The organism is Pseudomonas sp. NPDC087814, from assembly GCF_044742865.1.
Lineage (GTDB): Bacteria > Pseudomonadota > Gammaproteobacteria > Pseudomonadales > Pseudomonadaceae > Aquipseudomonas.
Genome location: NZ_JBIUVK010000028.1, coordinates 60,429 through 78,164 on the forward strand (window position 1 = coordinate 60,429; position 17,736 = coordinate 78,164).

Annotated in this window: 17 protein-coding genes; 7 read left to right on the plus strand and 10 right to left on the minus strand. The window is 61.4% G+C overall.

Annotated features, from left to right (window positions below; all coding sequences use genetic code 11):
- From ACIOMR_RS19910 to cmoB, 3 genes are all read left to right on the plus strand, one after another.
- Positions 1 to 645: a lysoplasmalogenase gene (locus ACIOMR_RS19910; protein WP_102368160.1), complete on the plus strand. Its 645-nt coding sequence runs from the start codon at positions 1 to 3 to the stop codon at positions 643 to 645.
- A gap of 136 nt (positions 646 to 781) precedes the next feature.
- A complete protein-coding gene (gene cmoA, locus ACIOMR_RS19915) occupies positions 782 to 1,525 on the plus strand; it encodes a carboxy-S-adenosyl-L-methionine synthase CmoA (protein WP_093201534.1) in 744 nt (247 codons plus the stop codon).
- Positions 1,522 to 2,478 (plus strand): tRNA 5-methoxyuridine(34)/uridine 5-oxyacetic acid(34) synthase CmoB, encoded by a 957-nt coding sequence (cmoB, locus tag ACIOMR_RS19920; protein ID WP_003210420.1) that lies wholly within the window; start codon positions 1,522 to 1,524, stop codon positions 2,476 to 2,478. Before cmoA ends, cmoB begins: the two co-directional genes overlap by 4 nt.
- A gap of 138 nt (positions 2,479 to 2,616) precedes the next feature.
- Here the strand turns inward: cmoB and tadA are convergent, their stop codons facing one another.
- From tadA to lptF, 10 genes are all read right to left on the minus strand, one after another.
- Positions 2,617 to 3,108 (minus strand): tRNA adenosine(34) deaminase TadA, encoded by a 492-nt coding sequence (gene tadA / locus ACIOMR_RS19925; protein WP_003210422.1) that lies wholly within the window; start codon positions 3,106 to 3,108, stop codon positions 2,617 to 2,619.
- Positions 3,108 to 4,487, minus strand: coding sequence for a multicopper oxidase family protein (locus ACIOMR_RS19930; protein WP_087695164.1), 1,380 nt, complete (start codon positions 4,485 to 4,487; stop codon positions 3,108 to 3,110). Before ACIOMR_RS19930 ends, tadA begins: the two co-directional genes overlap by 1 nt.
- 218 nt (positions 4,488 to 4,705) lie before the next feature.
- Positions 4,706 to 5,449 carry a pyridoxine 5'-phosphate synthase gene (gene pdxJ / locus ACIOMR_RS19935; protein WP_003210427.1) on the minus strand — a complete coding sequence of 248 codons (744 nt, stop codon included), beginning with the start codon at positions 5,447 to 5,449 and terminating at the stop codon, positions 4,706 to 4,708.
- Positions 5,450 to 5,501: 52 nt separating this feature from the next.
- Positions 5,502 to 6,191: a DNA repair protein RecO gene (recO, locus tag ACIOMR_RS19940; RefSeq protein ID WP_093201548.1), complete on the minus strand. Its 690-nt coding sequence runs from the start codon at positions 6,189 to 6,191 to the stop codon at positions 5,502 to 5,504.
- A 164-nt stretch (positions 6,192 to 6,355) separates the two neighbouring features.
- On the minus strand, positions 6,356 to 7,258 hold the full coding sequence (era, locus tag ACIOMR_RS19945) for a GTPase Era (protein ID WP_003210432.1): 903 nt from the start codon (positions 7,256 to 7,258) through the stop codon (positions 6,356 to 6,358).
- Positions 7,251 to 7,940 (minus strand): ribonuclease III, encoded by a 690-nt coding sequence (rnc, locus tag ACIOMR_RS19950; protein WP_003210434.1) that lies wholly within the window; start codon positions 7,938 to 7,940, stop codon positions 7,251 to 7,253. Before rnc ends, era begins: the two co-directional genes overlap by 8 nt.
- Before the next feature lie 147 nt (positions 7,941 to 8,087).
- The gene (lepB, locus tag ACIOMR_RS19955; protein ID WP_003210437.1) at positions 8,088 to 8,942 is read right to left on the minus strand and encodes a signal peptidase I; all 855 of its coding nucleotides are present in this window, start codon (positions 8,940 to 8,942) and stop codon (positions 8,088 to 8,090) included.
- Positions 8,943 to 8,947: 5 nt separating this feature from the next.
- Positions 8,948 to 10,747 carry a translation elongation factor 4 gene (lepA, locus tag ACIOMR_RS19960; RefSeq protein WP_003210439.1) on the minus strand — a complete coding sequence of 600 codons (1,800 nt, stop codon included), beginning with the start codon at positions 10,745 to 10,747 and terminating at the stop codon, positions 8,948 to 8,950.
- A gap of 151 nt (positions 10,748 to 10,898) precedes the next feature.
- Positions 10,899 to 11,978, minus strand: coding sequence for an LPS export ABC transporter permease LptG (gene lptG, locus ACIOMR_RS19965; protein ID WP_003210440.1), 1,080 nt, complete (start codon positions 11,976 to 11,978; stop codon positions 10,899 to 10,901).
- A complete protein-coding gene (gene lptF / locus ACIOMR_RS19970) occupies positions 11,971 to 13,089 on the minus strand; it encodes an LPS export ABC transporter permease LptF (RefSeq protein ID WP_003210442.1) in 1,119 nt (372 codons plus the stop codon). Before lptF ends, lptG begins: the two co-directional genes overlap by 8 nt.
- Before the next feature lie 282 nt (positions 13,090 to 13,371).
- Here lptF and ACIOMR_RS19975 point away from each other — a divergent pair, with 282 nt between their 5' ends.
- The 4 genes from ACIOMR_RS19975 to ACIOMR_RS19990 all read left to right on the plus strand — a co-directional run.
- Positions 13,372 to 14,862 (plus strand): leucyl aminopeptidase, encoded by a 1,491-nt coding sequence (locus ACIOMR_RS19975; RefSeq protein WP_008438515.1) that lies wholly within the window; start codon positions 13,372 to 13,374, stop codon positions 14,860 to 14,862.
- 51 nt (positions 14,863 to 14,913) lie between these two features.
- Positions 14,914 to 15,342 carry a DNA polymerase III subunit chi gene (locus tag ACIOMR_RS19980; protein WP_003210446.1) on the plus strand — a complete coding sequence of 143 codons (429 nt, stop codon included), beginning with the start codon at positions 14,914 to 14,916 and terminating at the stop codon, positions 15,340 to 15,342.
- A gap of 7 nt (positions 15,343 to 15,349) precedes the next feature.
- Positions 15,350 to 15,754 carry a DNA polymerase III subunit chi gene (locus ACIOMR_RS19985; RefSeq protein ID WP_178904039.1) on the plus strand — a complete coding sequence of 135 codons (405 nt, stop codon included), beginning with the start codon at positions 15,350 to 15,352 and terminating at the stop codon, positions 15,752 to 15,754.
- Between the two features lie 185 nt (positions 15,755 to 15,939).
- On the plus strand, positions 15,940 to 17,736 hold a 1,797-nt coding region (locus ACIOMR_RS19990), incomplete at its 3' end, for a valine--tRNA ligase (protein WP_401195964.1).

The window sequence follows — 17,736 nt, forward strand, 5'->3', positions numbered from 1 at the left end:
ATGCCATGGATGATCCTTGCGTTGATGGGGGCGGTAACCTTTATCTACGGCCTGAGCACCCACGCCACCCTGCTCTGCCTGTTGGTAAAGCCATTGCCGGTACTGGCGCTGCTGGGCTGGCTGCATGATGCGCCGCCCACTGACTATCGACGCTGGATCAGCCTGGGGCTGATTTTTTCCCTGGTGGGCGACGTGCTGCTGGCCTGGCCCGGCGACCTGTTCATCTTCGGCCTCGGTGCGTTTTTGTTCGCGCACCTGGCGTACCTGAAAGCCTACTTGAGCGACTGCCGCCGCCCGGCGATTTTGCCGCTGGTGCTGGCGCTGGTCGTCGGCGCGATCTTGCTGAGCATCCTGATTTCCCACGGCCTTGGCCCATTGCTGGTACCGGTGGTGGTTTACGCGCTGGTGATCAGCGCGATGCTGTGGCGAGCGTTGGCGCGCTTGGGCAGCGAAGTGCCCAAGCGCTCGGCGTACCTGGCGGCGGCAGGTGCGGTGTCGTTCGTGTTCTCCGACACGCTGATCGGGATCAATCGGTTTGTGGTGGCGTTTGAAGCGGCGCCGTATTTGCTGATTGTCAGCTACTGGCTGGGGCAGTGGGGCATTACGGCCTCTTCCTTTCCTCAGAAAAAAACCGTCAACCTGTAGGAGCTGGCTTGCCAGCGAAAAAACCCACAGTTGCCGCGTTCATCCAGAAAGTCCGCGTCATCGTTAACGAACATCGCCGGCAAGCCAGCTCCTACGCTAAAATGCCCGGCTTTCCCCCTTCGTCGCCGGAACAGCCGTGAGCAAAGAACCCGATCGCCTATTCGCCCAGCCCCTGCCCCAGGTGCCGGACTTCGCCTTCAACGAAGACGTGGTGCGGGTTTTCCCGGACATGATCAAGCGCTCGGTGCCCGGCTACCCGACCATCGTCGAGAACCTCGGCGTACTCGCGGCGCAGTTTGCCCAGCCCAATAGTGTGCTCTACGACCTCGGTTCATCCCTTGGCGCGGTGACCCAGGCCCTGCGCCGTCACGTGCGCACCGACGGTTGCCGGGTGATCGCGGTGGATAACTCGGCGGCGATGGTCGAGCGTTGCCGCGAATACCTCAACGGCCAGGATTCGATGTTCCAGGAGTTGCTGCCGGTGGAGGTGATCGAGGGCGATATCCTCGCGCTGCAATTCCAGCCGGCGTCGGTGGTAGCGCTGAACTTCACCCTGCAATTTATCGCCCCCGAACAACGCCTGGCCTTGCTCTCGCGCATTCGCCAATCGCTGCTGCCGGGCGGCGCGCTGATCCTTTCGGAAAAGCTGCGCTTCAATGACCCGGAAGAACATGCGCTGCTCACCGATTTGCACATCGCCTTCAAGCGTGCCAACGGCTACAGCGAACTGGAAATCGCCCAGAAGCGCAGCGCCATCGAAAACGTCATGAAGCCCGACAGCCTCGAAGAACACCGCGAACGCCTGCTGGCGGCCGGATTCTCGAAAGTCGTGCCGTGGTTCCAGTGTCTTAACTTTGCCTCGTTGATTGCCTTGCCATGATTGATCTGTCTCCCCTCGCCCGCCACCTGGTCGGCACTCCCCTGGCCGTCTGGGCCCAGGGCCTGCAAGCGCAACTCGATGCAAAGATGGAAAAAGGCCATGGCGACCTGGAACGCTGGCAGAGCGCGCTGGATGCGCTGCCGAAGATCATGCCCAGTGAAATCGACCTGCTGAACGGCCTGGTGCTCGATACCGACTGCGACGACGACACCCGTGCGCAAATGCGTACTGCGCTGATGGGCCTTTGCCCGTGGCGCAAGGGCCCGTTCGATCTGTTCGGCGTGCACGTGGACACCGAATGGCGCTCGGACTGGAAATGGTCGCGGGTCGCGCCGCACCTGGACCTCAAGGGCAAACGCATCCTCGATGTGGGTTGCGGCAACGGCTATTACATGTGGCGCATGCTCGGCGCCGGCGCCGACAGTGTGATTGGCGTCGACCCGAACTGGTTGTTCTTCTGCCAGTTCCAGGCGGTGCAGCGTTATCTGCCGACGCCCAAGGCCTGGCACCTGCCGTTCCCGTTTGAAGACCTGCCGTCGAACATGGAAGGCTTCGACACGGTATTTTCCATGGGTGTGTTCTACCATCGCCGCTCGCCCATCGAGCATTTGCTGGCGCTGAAGGATTGCCTGGTCAAGGGTGGGGAGCTGGTGCTGGAGACGCTGGTGGTTGAAGGCGATCAGCAGCAAGTGCTGGTGCCGGAAGACCGCTACGCGCAGATGCGCAACGTTTGGTTCCTGCCGTCGGTGCCGGCGCTGATGCTGTGGCTGCGACGTGCGGGCTTCAGTGAGGTGCGCTGTGTGGACGTGAGCGTGACCACGGTCGAGGAACAGCGCGGCACGGAGTGGATGAAGTATCAGTCCCTCAGCGACTTCCTGGACCCTGAAGATCACAGCAAGACCATCGAAGGGCTGCCGGCGCCGATGCGGGCGGTGATTGTCGCGAAGAAATAAGACTGCTGTTGTGTTGAAGAAATAAGACTGCTGTTGTGGCGAGGGAGCTTGCTCCCGCTGGAGTGCGCAGCGCTCCCCAGATTTTGGGGCCGCTACGCAGCCCAGCGGGAGCAAGCTCCCTCGCCACAGGGTATCGCGTCAGCCTTTGGCTCTTCGCGCCTTGAAGAACTCGCTCAACACCGTCCCGCACTCCTCGGCCAACACCCCGCCCTCATACAGCACCCGATGGTTGAGAAAGCCCTGGGTAAAAAACTGCCCCTGGCTTTGCACAATCCCGGCTTTCGGCTCCAGCGCGCCGTACACCACCCGGGCAATCCGTGAATGCACGATCAGCCCGGCGCACATGCTGCACGGCTCCAGCGTGACGTAGAGCGTGCTGCCCGGCAGCCGGTAATTGCTGACAGCCTGAGCAGCGGCCCGAATCGCGACCATCTCGGCATGCGCACTGGGGTCGTTGCCGCTGATGGGGCAGTTGAAGCCGCGCCCGATTACTTCGCCGTCCTGCACCAGCACCGCGCCCACCGGCACTTCGCCCAGCGCGGCACCCTGGGCAGCCAGGGCCAGCGCTTCACGCATGAAGTCCTGGTCGCGGCTGCGGTCGATAATCGCCGTGGGGCGAAACTGGCGCATCACGCCACCTCGATGGCGGCCATCAGGCCGGTTTCCATGTGGTCGATCACATGGCAGTGGAACATCCAGACACCCGGGTTATCCGCCACCAGCGCCACGCGGGCACGCTCGTTCTTGCCCAGCAGGTAGGTGTCGGTGAAGTACGGAATCACCTTGTGGCGGTTCGAGGCGATGACCTTGAAACTCATGCCGTGCAGGTGGATCGGGTGTTGGTACTGGGTCATGTTCTTCAGTTCGAAAATGTAGCTCTTGCCCTTTGCAAGCTTGGCAATCGGGCGGTCGGCGCAGGTCTTGTCGGTGATGTCCCAAGCCTGGCCGTTGATCTGCCACAGGCTCGGTGGCTTATTGTCCACGTTCACCGAGACCGATCCAACCCATTCGAAATTGAAGTTGAGTTTCTCGGCATTGGCCAGGTCCGGCTCGGCAATCGGGTTCGCCGGCAACGCAGGCGGCCATTCGGTCGCCGTGTCGGTGCTGGCCACCGAGCGGAAGGTGCCCAGACGTACCGGGCCGTTGCGGATCGACAATTCTTCACCGGCGGGCGGCGCCTTGATCGCCAGGCAGATGCGCATGCCAGGGCCGAGCCAGTATTCCTTGCCCAGCGGGCGCGGTTCGATGGGGTTGCCGTCCAGGGCATAGATCTGCGCTTCAACGTCGGGGATGTTGATGCGATAGGTCAGGGTGTTATCGAGGTTGAGCAGGCGCACACGGGTGATCTGCCCGGCCGGCAAATCAATCACCGCCTGGGACACGCCATTGATGGTCGACAGGCGTCCGGCGGTGCCGCCCCGGGCCGCTTCGCGGGGAATGCTGAAGGCGACAAAGGCGCCCTCTTCGTCCACGTGCCAGCTTTTCAGGCTCAAGGTGCGTTCGTGCTTGAAACCGGTGGGTTCGCGCTCTTCAATGATCAGCGGGCCCACCAGGCCACGGCCCAGTTCTTCGCTGCTGTTCACGTGGGGGTGATACCAATAGCTGCCGGCATCGGGCACGCGGAATTTGTAGTCGAAGTATTCGCCCGGCAGTACCGGCAGTTGCGAGACATACGGCACGCCGTCCATTTCCAGCGGCAGGCGAATGCCATGCCAGTGGATGGTAGTGGCGACCGGCAGGTGGTTGATAAAGCGTACCCGCAGCCATTCACCCTGGCGCACTCGCAACTCGGTGCCCGGCGCCGAAGGGCCGAAGGCCCAGGCCTGGGTCTTGTGCCCCGGCACCAGCTCCACGTCCAGCGGCGCGGCGATCAGCTCGTAATCGTGCCCCGCCTCGGCCTCGGCCACCTTCCCGAGCCAGTAGCGATAGGCGCCACCGGCACCGACGCCCACCACCGCGAGACCGGCAAGACCACCCAGGATTTGTCGACGGGAAAACGATTGGGACACAACAACCTCACGTATCTGCCGCGGGTCCGAGACCCGCAAAGGGCAGATACCATACACCGGCATCACCTAAACAGTAAGGGTTCGCATTGCCACATGTGGGAGCGGGCTTGTGTGGGAGCGGGCTTGCTCGCGAAAGCGGCGTGTCAGACGATGCATGAGTAACAGACCCACCGCCTTCGCGAGCAAGCCCGCTCCCACATTGGATCTTCAGCGCTCTTTTAATGTTTGGCGGCGGCCAGAATCAAGGCTTTCATCTCGGCGACGGCGCCTTTGAAGCCGACGAACAGCGCGTGCGCCACCAGTGCGTGGCCGATGTTCAGCTCGTTGATGCCCTTGATCGCAGCCACGGCTTCGACGTTATGGTAGTGCAGGCCGTGGCCGGCGTTGACGATCAGGCCTTCGCCCAGGCCGCAGTTGACGCCGTCGATGATGCGCTGCAATTCGTCGGCAACTTCGGTCGGCGTGGTCGCGTCGGCATAACGGCCGGTGTGCAGTTCGATGGCCGGGGCCCCGACACGGCGCGAAGCTTCGATCTGGCGCTCATCGGCATCAATGAACAGCGAGACTTCACTGCCGATCTTCGACAGGCGCTCCACGGCAGCCTTGATCCGCGCTTCCTGGCCAGCCACATCGAGGCCGCCTTCGGTGGTCAGTTCCTGGCGGGTTTCCGGCACCAGGCAGATATGCGCCGGGCGGATGCGCTCGGCGAACGCCATCATCTCCTCGGTGACACCCATTTCGAAGTTCATGCGGGTTTGCAGCACGTCCTTGAGCAGCAGCACGTCGCGCTCCTGGATGTGGCGGCGGTCTTCGCGCAGGTGCACGGTGATGCCGTCGGCGCCCGCTTCTTCGGCGTCCAGCGCGGCCTTGACCGGGTCCGGGTAACGGGTGCCCCGGGCCTGGCGCAGGGTGGCTACGTGGTCGATGTTCACGCCGAGAAGAATGCGATTGCTGGTGGTCACGAAAAGCGCTCCTGAAGAGGGAAGGAATCGCTGCACAGCATACACGGGGATGTCAGGGCTTTCGAAACAACTCGCGGCTGACCAGTGGCCGACCGCCCAGATGCACGGCCAGGGCTTGGCGCATCAGGCGCTTGGCGGCGGACAGGGCGCCGGGGGCGGTCCAGTCGGCTTCGCTCATGGCGAGCAATTCGGTGCCCTGGAACAGGCCGGGTTGCAGCAGGTAGACCCGCTCCAGGCCTGCGTCCACTTGCAGGCGATACATGCCGTCGGCGGCGATGGGGTCGCCGTGCAGGTCGTTGCTCAGTTCGAAGCCGTAGCCCAAGTCATCCAGCAGGCGCCATTCGAATGCGCGCAGCAGCGGTTCCAGGGGACGGCCTTCGGCGAGGGCGAGCAAGGTGGCGGCATAATGATCGAAGACGCCGGGGTGCGGGTCTTCGGCGGGGAGCAGGCGGATCAGCAATTCGTTGAGGTAGAGGCCGCTGAACAGCGCCTCACCGTTGAGCCAGTTGGAGGCGCCGGCAGCTTCCATACGGCCGACGTTCTTCAGCTCGCCGCGTCCACGAAACTCCACTTCCAGGGCCACGAAGGGCCGCGCCAGGGTGCCGGCCTTGCCGCGTGCACTGCGCAAGACCGCGCGCAGGCGGCCTTGGGGCGTGAGGAAGTCCACCAGGGCGCTGGTCTCGCGGTAGGCGCGGCTGTGCAAGACGTAGGCGGGTTGGCCGGTGGGTGGGGTTTGAGACATGGGGTTCTCGCTGCGGGAACACGGTCTGGAAAACAACGACTATCCAATGTGGGAGCGGGCTTGCTCGCGAATGCGGGGTGTCAGTCAACACATCTAGTGACTGATCCACTGCATTCGCGAGCAAGCCCGCTCCCACATTTGTCCTGCGGTGTTCCGGAGACCTGTTACAGGTCGCCGTAACCCAACGAACGCAACGCACGCTCATCATCGGACCAACCACCCTTAACCTTCACCCACAGGTTGAGCATGATCTTCGAATCAAACAGCAATTCCATGTCCTTGCGCGCTTCAGTGCCGATGCGCTTGATGCGCTCGCCCTTGTCGCCAATGATGATTTTCTTCTGGCCGTCACGCTCGACGAGGATCAACGCATGGATATGCAGGGTCTTGCCCTGCTGCTTGAACTCTTCGATTTCGACGGTGATCTGGTACGGCAGCTCGGCACCCATCTGACGCATGATTTTCTCGCGTACCAGTTCGGCGGCGAGGAAACGGCTGCTGCGGTCGGTGATCTGGTCTTCCGGAAAGAAGTGTTCGTTCTCCGGCAGGTAGCCAGCAATCACACGTTCCAGGGCTTCAAGGTTGTGCCCGTGCTGGGCCGAGATCGGCATGATCTGGGCGTTCGGCAGTTGTTCCTGCAGCCAGCTCAGGTGCGGCATCAGCTCGGCCTTGTCTTCGATGCGGTCAGTCTTGTTCAACGCGACGATCAACGGGCCGGTGACGTACTGCACGCGCTCCAGAACCATCTGGTCTTCGTCGGTCCACTTGGTACGGTCGACCACGAAGATCACCACGTCGACGTCTTTCAACGCGGCCGAAGCGGTTTTGTTCATGTAGCGGTTGAGGGCCTTTTCGCCGCCTTTGTGCATGCCCGGGGTATCAACGTAGACAGCCTGTACGGCGCCTTCGGTCTTGATGCCCAGCATGTTGTGGCGGGTGGTCTGGGGCTTGCGCGAGGTGATCGCCAGCTTCTGTCCCAGGATGTGGTTCAGCAACGTGGACTTGCCCACGTTCGGACGGCCGACGATGGCAACATAGCCACAGCGAGTTGCGGTTGAATCAGTCATGGCCATTCTCCACGCCCAGGGCAATCAGTGCTGCAGCGGCCGCTACCTGTTCGGCAATACGACGGCTCACACCCTGACCTCGGCTTTTTTCATTCAGTAAGGTGATTTCGCATTCGACGAAGAACACTCGGCAATGCGGCTCACCCTGGATATCCACCACTTCGTAACGCGGCAGGTCGCAACCACGGGACTGCAGGAATTCCTGCAGGCGGGTCTTTGGATCTTTGTTGGTGTCTACCAGCGTCAGGCTTTCGATTTCGGTCGACAGCCAGGCGACGACGCGCTCCTTGGCCGCTTCCATGCCCGCGTCGAGGTAGATCGCGCCGATCAGTGCCTCAAGGGCGTCGGCCAGGATCGACTCGCGACGGAAACCGCCGCTCTTAAGCTCGCCGGAGCCCAGGCGCAGGTAATCACCCAGGTCGAAACCACGGGCCAGTACAGCCAGGGTCTCGCCTTTCACCAGGCGCGCACGCAAGCGCGACAACTGGCCTTCGCGGGCCAGCGGGAAGCGATTGAACAGGGCTTCGCCGGCGACGAAATTGAGGATGGCATCACCGAGGAATTCCAGGCGCTCGTTGTTACGCCCGGCAAAACTGCGGTGTGTGAGGGCAAGGATCATCAATTCCTGATCCTTGAAGGTGTAGCCGAGCTGGCGCTCGAGACGGCTTAGAGAAACGCTCACGGTTTACCCACATTCAGTTCGAGGCACCGGTGGCCTGCGACGATTAACGCTGTGTTCAAATTCAAATCCTGGTGGTTGCTGCATGGGGCCTGGTTTTGTCCAAGCCCCAGAAAAGCATTCGGCGCTGTGTTCACAGCGCCGCATGGATTACTTGATCAGCCCGACCCGCGAGAAGTTCGGCAAGTGGCTGAGCTTGGGTTCCGGCCAACTCATCCAGACCGCGAAGGCCTTGCCGACGATATTCTGGTCGGGGACCATGCCCAGCAGGTCCTTGGGAATATTCGGGTCATCCCAGTAGCGGCTGTCGTTGGAGTTGTCGCGGTTGTCGCCCATCATGAAGTAGTGCCCGGCAGGCACTGTCCACTGGTTGTCAGGCGGCGAACGGTAGCGGCTCATCTCCTTGCGGATTTCGTGCTCTACCGCCCCGAGTTTTTCCTGGTACAGCTCGGCGCTGCCCAGGGTGTTCGGCTCGGAACCGATCAGTTTTTCTGCCACCGACTCGCCGTTGACGAACAGGCGCTTGTCGCTGGTGTAGCGAATCACGTCGCCCGGCAGGCCCACTACACGCTTGATGTAGTTGACGTTCGGGTCGCTTGGGTAGCGGAACACCATCACATCGCCGCGCTGCGGGTCACCGATCTCGATCACTTTCTTGTCGATCACCGGCAAGCGGATCCCGTAGGAAAACTTGTTCACCAGGATGAAGTCGCCCACGTCCAGGGTAGGTTTCATCGAGCCCGAAGGGATCTGAAACGGTTCCACCAGGAACGAACGCAGCACCAGCACGATGAACAACACCGGGAAGAACGACTTGCCGTATTCAACCAGCATCGGCTCTTTGTTCAGTTTCTCGATCACCGCCACATCGGGCTGGCTGACGCTGCCCTGATAGGACGCGATGGCTGCCCGGCGACGCGGGGCGAAGAACACCAGATCGAGCAACGCCAATAGACCGCAAACGGCAACGGCGATGACCAGCAACAGCGGGAAATTTAGTGACATAGGACCTAACTATCCAACCTGAGCACCGCAAGGAAGGCTTCTTGTGGAATTTCCACGTTACCCACTTGCTTCATGCGTTTTTTACCGGCCTTTTGCTTCTCGAGCAGCTTGCGCTTACGGCTGACGTCGCCGCCATAGCATTTGGCCAGTACGTTCTTTCTGAGTGCCTTGACGGAAGTCCGTGCAATGATCTGCCCGCCAATGGCGGCCTGGATCGCAACGTCGAACATCTGGCGCGGAATCAGTTCTTTCATCTTTTCGGTCAACTGGCGACCTTTGTAGTGCGCGTTGTCCTTGTGCACGATCAGCGCCAGGGCATCCACCTTGTCGCCGTTGATCAGTACATCCAGCTTCACCAGATTAGCCGATTGGTAACGGTCAAAATGGTAATCCAGCGAAGCATAGCCGCGGCTGGTGGATTTGAGACGGTCGAAGAAGTCCAGGACCACTTCGTTCATCGGCAAATCGTAGGTCACTTGCACCTGGGTACCGAGGAACAGCATGTCGTGCTGTACGCCACGCTTTTCGATACACAGGGTAATGACGTTGCCCAGATGCTCTTGCGGCACAAGAATATTGGCCCGCACGATCGGTTCGCGCATGTCTTCGATGGAAGACAGATCCGGAAGCTTGGACGGGTTGTCGACGTAAATCGTTTCACCGGTTTTCAGCGCCAGCTCAAAAATAACCGTCGGCGCGGTGGTGATCAGGTCCAGGTCGTATTCGCGCTCGAGGCGCTCCTGGATGATTTCCATGTGCAGCATGCCCAGGAACCCGCAGCGGAAGCCGAAGCCCAGGGCGTCGGAGCTTTCCGGGGTGTACTGCAACGACGAGTCGTTGAGGGTCAGCTTCTGCAGGGCTTCGCGGAAGTCCTCGAAGTCATCGGAGCTGACCGGGAACAGGCCGGCGTAAACCTGCGGCTGGATGCGTTTGAAGCCCGGCAGCACGTCGACGTCAGGGGTGGAGCTCAAGGTCAGGGTGTCACCTACCGGTGCACCGTGGATGTCCTTGATACCGGCGATGATGAAGCCTACTTCGCCGGCTTTCAGATCAGTGGTAGCCGTGTGCTTCGGGTTGAATACACCGACGCTGTCCACCAGGTGGATCTTGCCGGTGGACTTGACCAGGATCTTGTCGCCCTTCTTCACACGGCCGTGGCGCACGCGTACCAGGGAAACAACGCCCAGGTAGTTGTCGAACCAGGAGTCGATGATCAACGCTTGCAGCGGATCTTCGTAGTTGCCGGTGGGAGCCGGAATGGTCTTGACCAGGCGCTCGAGCACCTCGTCGACGCCCAGGCCGGTCTTGGCGCTGCACTCGACGGCGTCGGTGGCGTCAATGCCGATGATCTTCTCGATCTCTTCCTTGACGCGGTCCGGATCGGCCTGTGGCAGGTCGATCTTGTTCAGCACCGGCATCACCTCCAGGCCTTGCTCGATGGCGGTGTAGCAGTTGGCCACGGACTGGGCTTCAACGCCCTGGCCCGCATCCACTACCAGCAACGCACCTTCGCAGGCCGCCAGGGAACGGCTGACTTCATAGGTGAAGTCGACGTGGCCCGGGGTGTCGATGAAGTTGAGCTGGTACTTGATACCGTCTTTGGCGGTGTAGTACAGGGTTACGCTGTGGGCCTTGATGGTGATCCCGCGCTCGCGCTCGAGGTCCATGGAGTCCAGCACCTGGGCTTCCATTTCACGCTCGGCAAGGCCGCCGCACATCTGGATGAATCGATCGGCCAGCGTCGACTTGCCATGGTCAATGTGGGCGATGATGGAGAAATTGCGGATATGACTCAAATCACTCACGGATCAACACTCAAAAAGGCTGCAGGCAGACTGCCCGCTGAAAAATAGCCGGGAATTGTACCTGATGCGCAGACCAGACGTCATCCATGGCGACCAAGAACAAAAATGCCCCGGTCGTTCGAACGGGGCATTTTTTTTCATAAGCGCGGGCTCAACCGGCCCGACGCAACAGCCAGAAGCCGGCCACGGCGCAGATGGCGGTCGGCACCAGCACCGCAAACAGCGGCGAGAAACCGAATACCAGGCTGGACGGCCCCAGCAGGTCCTGGGCGATACGGAAGGTGAAGCCCACCAGTACGCCGGTAAACACGCGCTGGCCGAGGGTCACGGAACGCAACGGGCCAAAGATGAACGAGATCGCCATCAGCACCAGCGCAGCCGTCACCACCGGCTGCAACACCTTGACCCAAAACGCCAGCCAGTAACGGCCGTTGTTCAAGCCCTGGTCCTTGAGGTAATGGATATACCCCCACAGGCCGGAGATAGGCAGGCTTTCCGGGATCATCACCACGGTATTCAGCAATTCGGGCTTGAGGGAAATATCCCACTGCTCCGTCGGCACATTGATCACTTCGGTGGTCGATGCCGCACCCTTGCCGATATCACGGAAATAGGTGGTGGTCACATCGCTCAGTTGCCACTTTTCGTCGGCGTACTGTGCACGTTTGGCGAAGCTCGACGACAGCAGGTGACGTTCCTTGTCGAAGTGGTAGCGGGTGACACCCACCAGCAAGCCACCCGGCTGCACGGCGTTGATGTGGATAAACTCCTCACCCTGGCGGTGCCACAGGCCATGCTTGGAGCTCTGGGCATCGCCCGAACCCTGGGCCAGGGCACGATTGGCCTGGGCCGTGGACTCGGCTGGAGGCGCCACGTATTCACCGATCAGCACGCTGACCACCATCAGCAACAGCATGGGCTTCATGACCGCCCACACGATGCGACCGATGGAAACACCCGCCGCGCGCATGATGGTCAGCTCGCTGTTGCTGGCCAGGCTGCCCAGGCCGATCAGGCAGCCGATCAGCGCAGCCATCGGCATCATGTCGTACAGGCGACGGGGCGCCGTCAGCGCCACGTAGCTCAGGACGTCGGTAACGGTGTAGGTATCGCTGACGTTGCCGACTTCATCAATGAAGGCGAACAACGAGGCCAGCCCCAGAATAATGCCCAATACCGCAAGGATTGCGACCAGGACGCTGCTACCAATGTAGCGGTCGAGCTTAACCACGGGCCATCTCCTTCACGCTGCGACGACTCCGCATCTTCAACCGCATCGGTTCCCAATAAAGCAGGCCCAGGCCAATGGCCAGGAAGACCCCGTGGACCCACCACAACCCAAGGGCCGGCGGCAGCTTGCCCTTCTCCAGGGAGCCGCGGGCGGAAATCAGGATGGTCAGGTAAGCCATATAAAGCAGGATCGCCGGCAGCAGCTTGAGGAAGCGGCCCTGGCGCGGGTTGACCCGGGACAGCGGCACGGCCATCAAGGTCACGATGAACACCAGCAGCGGCAGGGAAATCCGCCATTGCAGCTCGGCGATCGAACGCAGTTCCTTGCTGCCGATCAGGTCTGGGGTCGGGATCGCGTCGCGGTCGGTGACCTCATCGCTGACATCCGGCCGGGCCAGCATCACGCCATAGGTGTCGTACTTGATTGCGCGGTAATCGGCCTGACCGGGGCTCCCGTCATAGCGATAGCCATCTTCCAGGATCAGGTAACGGCTGCCATCCGGACGCACTTCCTGGCGCCCCTTGTCGGCCACCAGAATCGAAATACCACGGTCTTTCTGGTTCTGGCCGAGGTTTTTCTGGGAGATGAACACCCCTCCCAGGTTGGCACGGTCATCCGACATTTGCTCGGTATAGGTCACCCGGGTGCCGTCGTTGAGCGCTTGGAAGCGGCCCGGCTCCAGGGTGTCGAATTCGGTCATGGCGTCCTGTTTGTTCAGCACCAGCTGGAACTGCATGGCGCCCTGGGGTGCCAGGCTCAAGCTCAGCCAGGCCACCACCAGCGCGATACCGGTGGCCGGAACCATGGTCATGGCCAGCAAACGTTGCTGGCTCATGCCGGTGGCCGACAACACGGTCATTTCGCTTTCAAGGTACAAGCGGCCGTAGGCCAGCAGAATCCCGAGAAACAGGCCCAATGGCAGGATCAACTGCAGGAAGCCCGGCAGGCGAAAGCCCATGATCAGGAACAGCGAACCCGGATCCAGGGCACCCGAGGCAGCCTGGGCGAGGTATTTGACGAAGCGACCACTCATGATGATGACCAGCAATACCGCACTCACGGCACTCAGGGTCAACAGGACTTCGCGGGATAGATAACGGAAGACGATCAAACCAGACACTCCAGGGTTGTCAGGCTAAGGCGGCCAAACAAGCAAGCATATCGAGTCGACCCATTGCTGCAGGCCGGCTAAAAAGATGGCGCATTATCCTGTGATTGACCGCACCTGTCACGGAGCTTGCTCATACGCGTGCACAAAGCTGCCCGCAAGGGTTGTCAGGCTCGGGCGGCGAGGTTCAAACTGCGGCCTTTGTCGCGGGCGGCCTACAGGCTGCCAAGCTTACAAGCCGGAGTACAGACTCCTGGCTCACTGACCTTTATAAGGGACCCGAAAATGGAACTGGTTGTAAAAAGCGTTAGCCCCGAAACGTTGAAAACCGCCACCCTCGTGGTCGCTGTCGGCGAAGGCCGCAAACTCGGCGTTGCCGCCAAGCAACTGGACGAACTGAGCGGCGGCGCCATCAGCGCAGTCCTCAAGCGCGGCGACCTGGCCGGCAAGGTCGGCCAAAGCCTGCTGCTGCAAAGCCTGCCTAACCTTAAAGCCGACCGCGTATTGCTGGTGGGCATTGGTAAAGACGCCGAACTGGGCGACCGTCCGTTCCGCAAGATCATCGCCGGCATCCTCAACACCCTCAAGGGCCTGGGCGGCACCGACGCGGCCCTGGCGCTGGACGAAGTCGTGGTCAAGGGCCGCGACAGCTACGGCAAGACCCGCCTGCTGGCCGAAAGCCTGCTGGACGGCGGCTACGTCTTCGACCAGTTCAAGAGCACCAAGGCCGAACCCCGCGCCCTGAAGAAAGTCACCCTGCTGACCATCAAGGCGGCCCAGGCTGAAGTCGAACGCGCCGTGACCCACGCCCAGGCCATCGCCGGCGGCATGGCGTTCACCCGTGACCTGGGCAACCTGCCACCGAACATCTGCCACCCAACCTACCTGGGCGAGCAAGCCAAGGCGCTGGGCAAGGAATTCAAGGGCCTGAAAGTCGAAGTCCTGGATGAGAAGAAGATCAAGGAACTGGGCATGGGCTCGTTCTATGCCGTGGGCCAGGGCAGCGACCAGCCGCCACGCCTGATCGTGATGCAATACAACGGCGGCAAGAAGTCCGAGAAGCCATTTGCCCTGGTCGGTAAAGGCATCACCTTCGACACCGGCGGCATCAGCCTCAAGCCGGGCCTGGGCATGGACGAGATGAAGTACGACATGGGCGGCGCCGCCAGCGTGTTCGGCACCCTGCGTGCCGTGCTGGAACTCAAGCTGCCGATCAACCTGGTGTGCATCCTGGCCTGCGCCGAGAACATGCCGAGCGGCGGCGCGACCCGTCCGGGCGATATCGTCACCACCCTCAGCGGCCAGACCGTGGAAATCCTCAACACCGACGCCGAAGGCCGCCTGGTGCTGTGCGACGCCCTGACCTACGCCGAGCGCTTCAAGCCGCAAGCCGTGATCGACATCGCCACCCTGACCGGTGCCTGCGTGGTTGCCCTGGGCGCCCACACGTCGGGCCTGCTGGGCAACAGCGACGAACTGATCGGCCAACTGCTCAGCGCCGGCCAGGCTGCCGACGACCGCGCCTGGCAACTGCCGCTGTTCGATGAGTACCAGGAACAGCTGGACAGCCCGTTCGCCGACATCGCCAACATTGGCGGCCCGAAAGCCGGCACCATCACTGCGGCGTGCTTCCTGTCGCGTTTCGCCAAGAACTTCAACTGGGCCCACCTGGACATCGCCGGCACCGCCTGGACCAGCGGCGGCAAGGACAAGGGCGCCACTGGCCGTCCGGTTCCATTGCTGACCCAGTACCTGCTGGACCGCGCCAAAGCCTGAAAATGAAGATCCCCGGGCGCTTGTAAAGCCGCCCGGGGCTCAGGAACCGCAATGACCCAAGTCGACTTCTATATATTGCCCAGCGCCGATCCTTCCGCGCGCCTGGACTTTGCCTGCAAGCTCACCGAAAAAGCCTGGCGCATGGGCCACCGTATCTACCTGCATTGCAGCGATGCCGCCCAGCGTGACGACCTCGACGCCCGCCTGTGGCGCTTCAAGGGCGAAAGCTTCGTGCCCCACGGCGCCGCCGAATCAGAACCGGAAGGCCTGGTGGTACTGGGTTTGGGCGACAGCTGCGGCGATCACACAGACCTGCTGGTCAACCTTGACCTGAAAGTACCGGCCTTCGCCAAGGGTTTCGCCCGCGTGGCGGAAGTGGTGGTGGAAGACCCGGCTATTCGTCAGGCCGCGCGGGAGAGTTTCCGTTTCTACCGCGAACAGGGCTATTCTCTGCAAGATCACCGGCTACAACGACTTTGAGCACACGATGGACACTCCAAACCCGCTAAAAGACTCTGACCACCTGCTGGATGACCTTGAGTCGATCCGCAAGCTGCTCGGTGATGATGACCTGCAACCGCCGCTGCTGACCGATTCGGTCAACGGTGACGTACAAATTCCCCTGCTGTTCGATATGGTGGGTGGCAAGCCGGTTACGCCGGAACCTGTCGAAACGCCCGTGGTACAAGCTGCGCCGGCTGCGGCTGTTGCCGTACCTGCCGCCGAAAAAGCCCCCGACGCCCTGCTGCTGCACCTGGACAACGAACTGCGCGCCGCCGCGCAACTGATCATGCAAGACGTGATCGACGACTTTGCCCCGCATATCGAAACCGAGATCAAGCGCCGGCTGGATGCGCGCATGGAACGGTTGTTGAGCCAGTACCAGAACTAAGGCTGACACATATCCCCTGTGGGAGCGGGCTTGCTCGCGAAGGGCGTGAACGATAACGCGTACATCCTGAATGAACGCGCCGCCCTCAGGTTTTTCGCGAGCAAGCTCGCTCCTACCCCTCTCCCCTATCCCCCGTTATACTTGTCGGCTTTCCTGAATTAATGCCAACTAGGGTCCCGCCGCGCATGGATAAGACCTACCAGCCGCACGCTATTGAAACTTCCTGGTACCAGACCTGGGAGTCCGAGAATTATTTCGCTCCGCAAGGCGCGGGCGATGCCTACACCATCATGATTCCGCCACCGAACGTCACTGGCAGCCTGCACATGGGCCATGGCTTCAACAATGCGATCATGGATGCCCTGATTCGTTTCCGCCGCATGCAGGGTCGCAATACCCTATGGCAACCAGGTACAGACCACGCCGGTATCGCCACCCAGATGCTGGTGGAACGCCAACTGGAAGCCACCGGCCAGAACCGTCACGACCTGGGCCGCGAGAAATTCCTCGAGAAAATCTGGGAATGGAAGGATCAGTCCGGCGGCAATATCAGCCGTCAGATCCGTCGCCTGGGCTCGTCCGTCGACTGGAGCCGCGAGCGCTTCACCATGGACGACGGCCTGTCGGAAGCCGTGAAGGAAGCCTTCGTGCGCCTGCATGAAGACGGCCTGATCTACCGCGGCAAGCGCCTGGTCAACTGGGACACCAAGCTGCACACGGCGATTTCCGACCTTGAAGTGGAAAACCACGACGAGAAAGGTTTCCTGTGGAACCTCAAGTACCCGTTGGCTGACGGCGCCAAGACCGCCGAAGGCAATGATTACCTGATCGTCGCCACCACCCGTCCGGAAACCATGCTCGGCGACGCCGCTGTCGCGGTCAACCCGAACGATGAGCGCTACCAGGCGCTGATCGGCAAGTTCGTCGAGCTGCCGCTGGTTGGCCGTCGCATCCCGATTATCGCGGATGACTACTGCGACCCTGAATTCGGCACCGGCTGCGTGAAAATCACCCCGGCCCACGATTTCAACGACTACGAAGTCGGCAAGCGCCACAACCTGCCGCTGCTGAACATCTTCGATAAAAACGCCGCCGTTCTGCCGGCCTGCCAGGTGTTCAACCTCGACGGCACGCTGAACGAGAGCATCGACGGCAAGATCCCGGCTGAATACGCCGGCCTCGACCGTTTTGAGGCGCGCAAGCAGATCGTTGCCGCCTTCGACGCCGCCGGCCTGCTGGTAAGCGTTGACGACCACGGCCTGAAAGTGCCGAAGGGCGACCGCTCCGGCACCATCATCGAGCCCTGGCTGACCGACCAGTGGTACGTGTCCACCAAGCCGCTGGCTGAGCCGGCGATTGCTGCCGTGGAAGACGGCCGCATCGCGTTCGTGCCGAAACAGTACGAAAACATGTACTTCTCGTGGATGCGTGACATCCAGGATTGGTGCATCAGCCGCCAGCTGTGGTGGGGCCACCGGATTCCGGCCTGGTACGACGAGTCGGGCAAGGTCTACGTGGGCCGCGACGAAGCCGAAGTACGTGCCAAGCACAACCTTGGCGCGGACGTGACGCTGCAACAGGACAACGACGTACTGGACACCTGGTTCAGCTCGGGCTTGTGGACCTTCTCCACCCTCGGCTGGCCGCAACAGACCGAGTTCCTGAAGAAATTCCATTCCACCGACGTGCTGGTCACCGGCTTCGACATCATTTTCTTCTGGGTTGCCCGGATGATCATGCTCACCATGCACTTGGTGAAGAACGAAGACGGCACCCCGCAGGTACCGTTCAAGACCGTGTACGTGCACGGCCTGGTGCGTGATGGCCAGGGCCAGAAGATGTCCAAGTCCAAGGGCAACGTCCTGGACCCGCTGGACATCATCGACGGCATCGACCTGGAAACCCTGGTGCAGAAACGCACCTCGGGCCTGATGCAGCCGAAACTGGCGAAGAAGATCGAGAAGCAGACCCGCGACGAGTTC

What these genes read in the sequence shown, in the direction of transcription:
- ACIOMR_RS19910 (WP_102368160.1), top strand. Translation starts at nt 1, where the DNA reads ATGCCATGGATGATCCTTGCGTTGATGGGGGCGGTAACCTTTATCTAC.
- cmoB (WP_003210420.1), top strand. Translation starts at nt 1,522, where the DNA reads ATGATTGATCTGTCTCCCCTCGCCCGCCACCTGGTCGGCACTCCCCTG.
- tadA (WP_003210422.1), bottom strand. Translation starts at nt 3,108, where the DNA reads ATGCGCCAGTTTCGCCCCACGGCGATTATCGACCGCAGCCGCGACCAG.
- recO (WP_093201548.1), bottom strand. Translation starts at nt 6,191, where the DNA reads ATGTCTCAAACCCCACCCACCGGCCAACCCGCCTACGTCTTGCACAGC.
- era (WP_003210432.1), bottom strand. Translation starts at nt 7,258, where the DNA reads ATGACTGATTCAACCGCAACTCGCTGTGGCTATGTTGCCATCGTCGGC.
- lepB (WP_003210437.1), bottom strand. Translation starts at nt 8,942, where the DNA reads ATGTCACTAAATTTCCCGCTGTTGCTGGTCATCGCCGTTGCCGTTTGC.
- ACIOMR_RS19975 (WP_008438515.1), top strand. Translation starts at nt 13,372, where the DNA reads ATGGAACTGGTTGTAAAAAGCGTTAGCCCCGAAACGTTGAAAACCGCC.
- ACIOMR_RS19980 (WP_003210446.1), top strand. Translation starts at nt 14,914, where the DNA reads ATGACCCAAGTCGACTTCTATATATTGCCCAGCGCCGATCCTTCCGCG.
- ACIOMR_RS19985 (WP_178904039.1), top strand. Translation starts at nt 15,350, where the DNA reads ATGGACACTCCAAACCCGCTAAAAGACTCTGACCACCTGCTGGATGAC.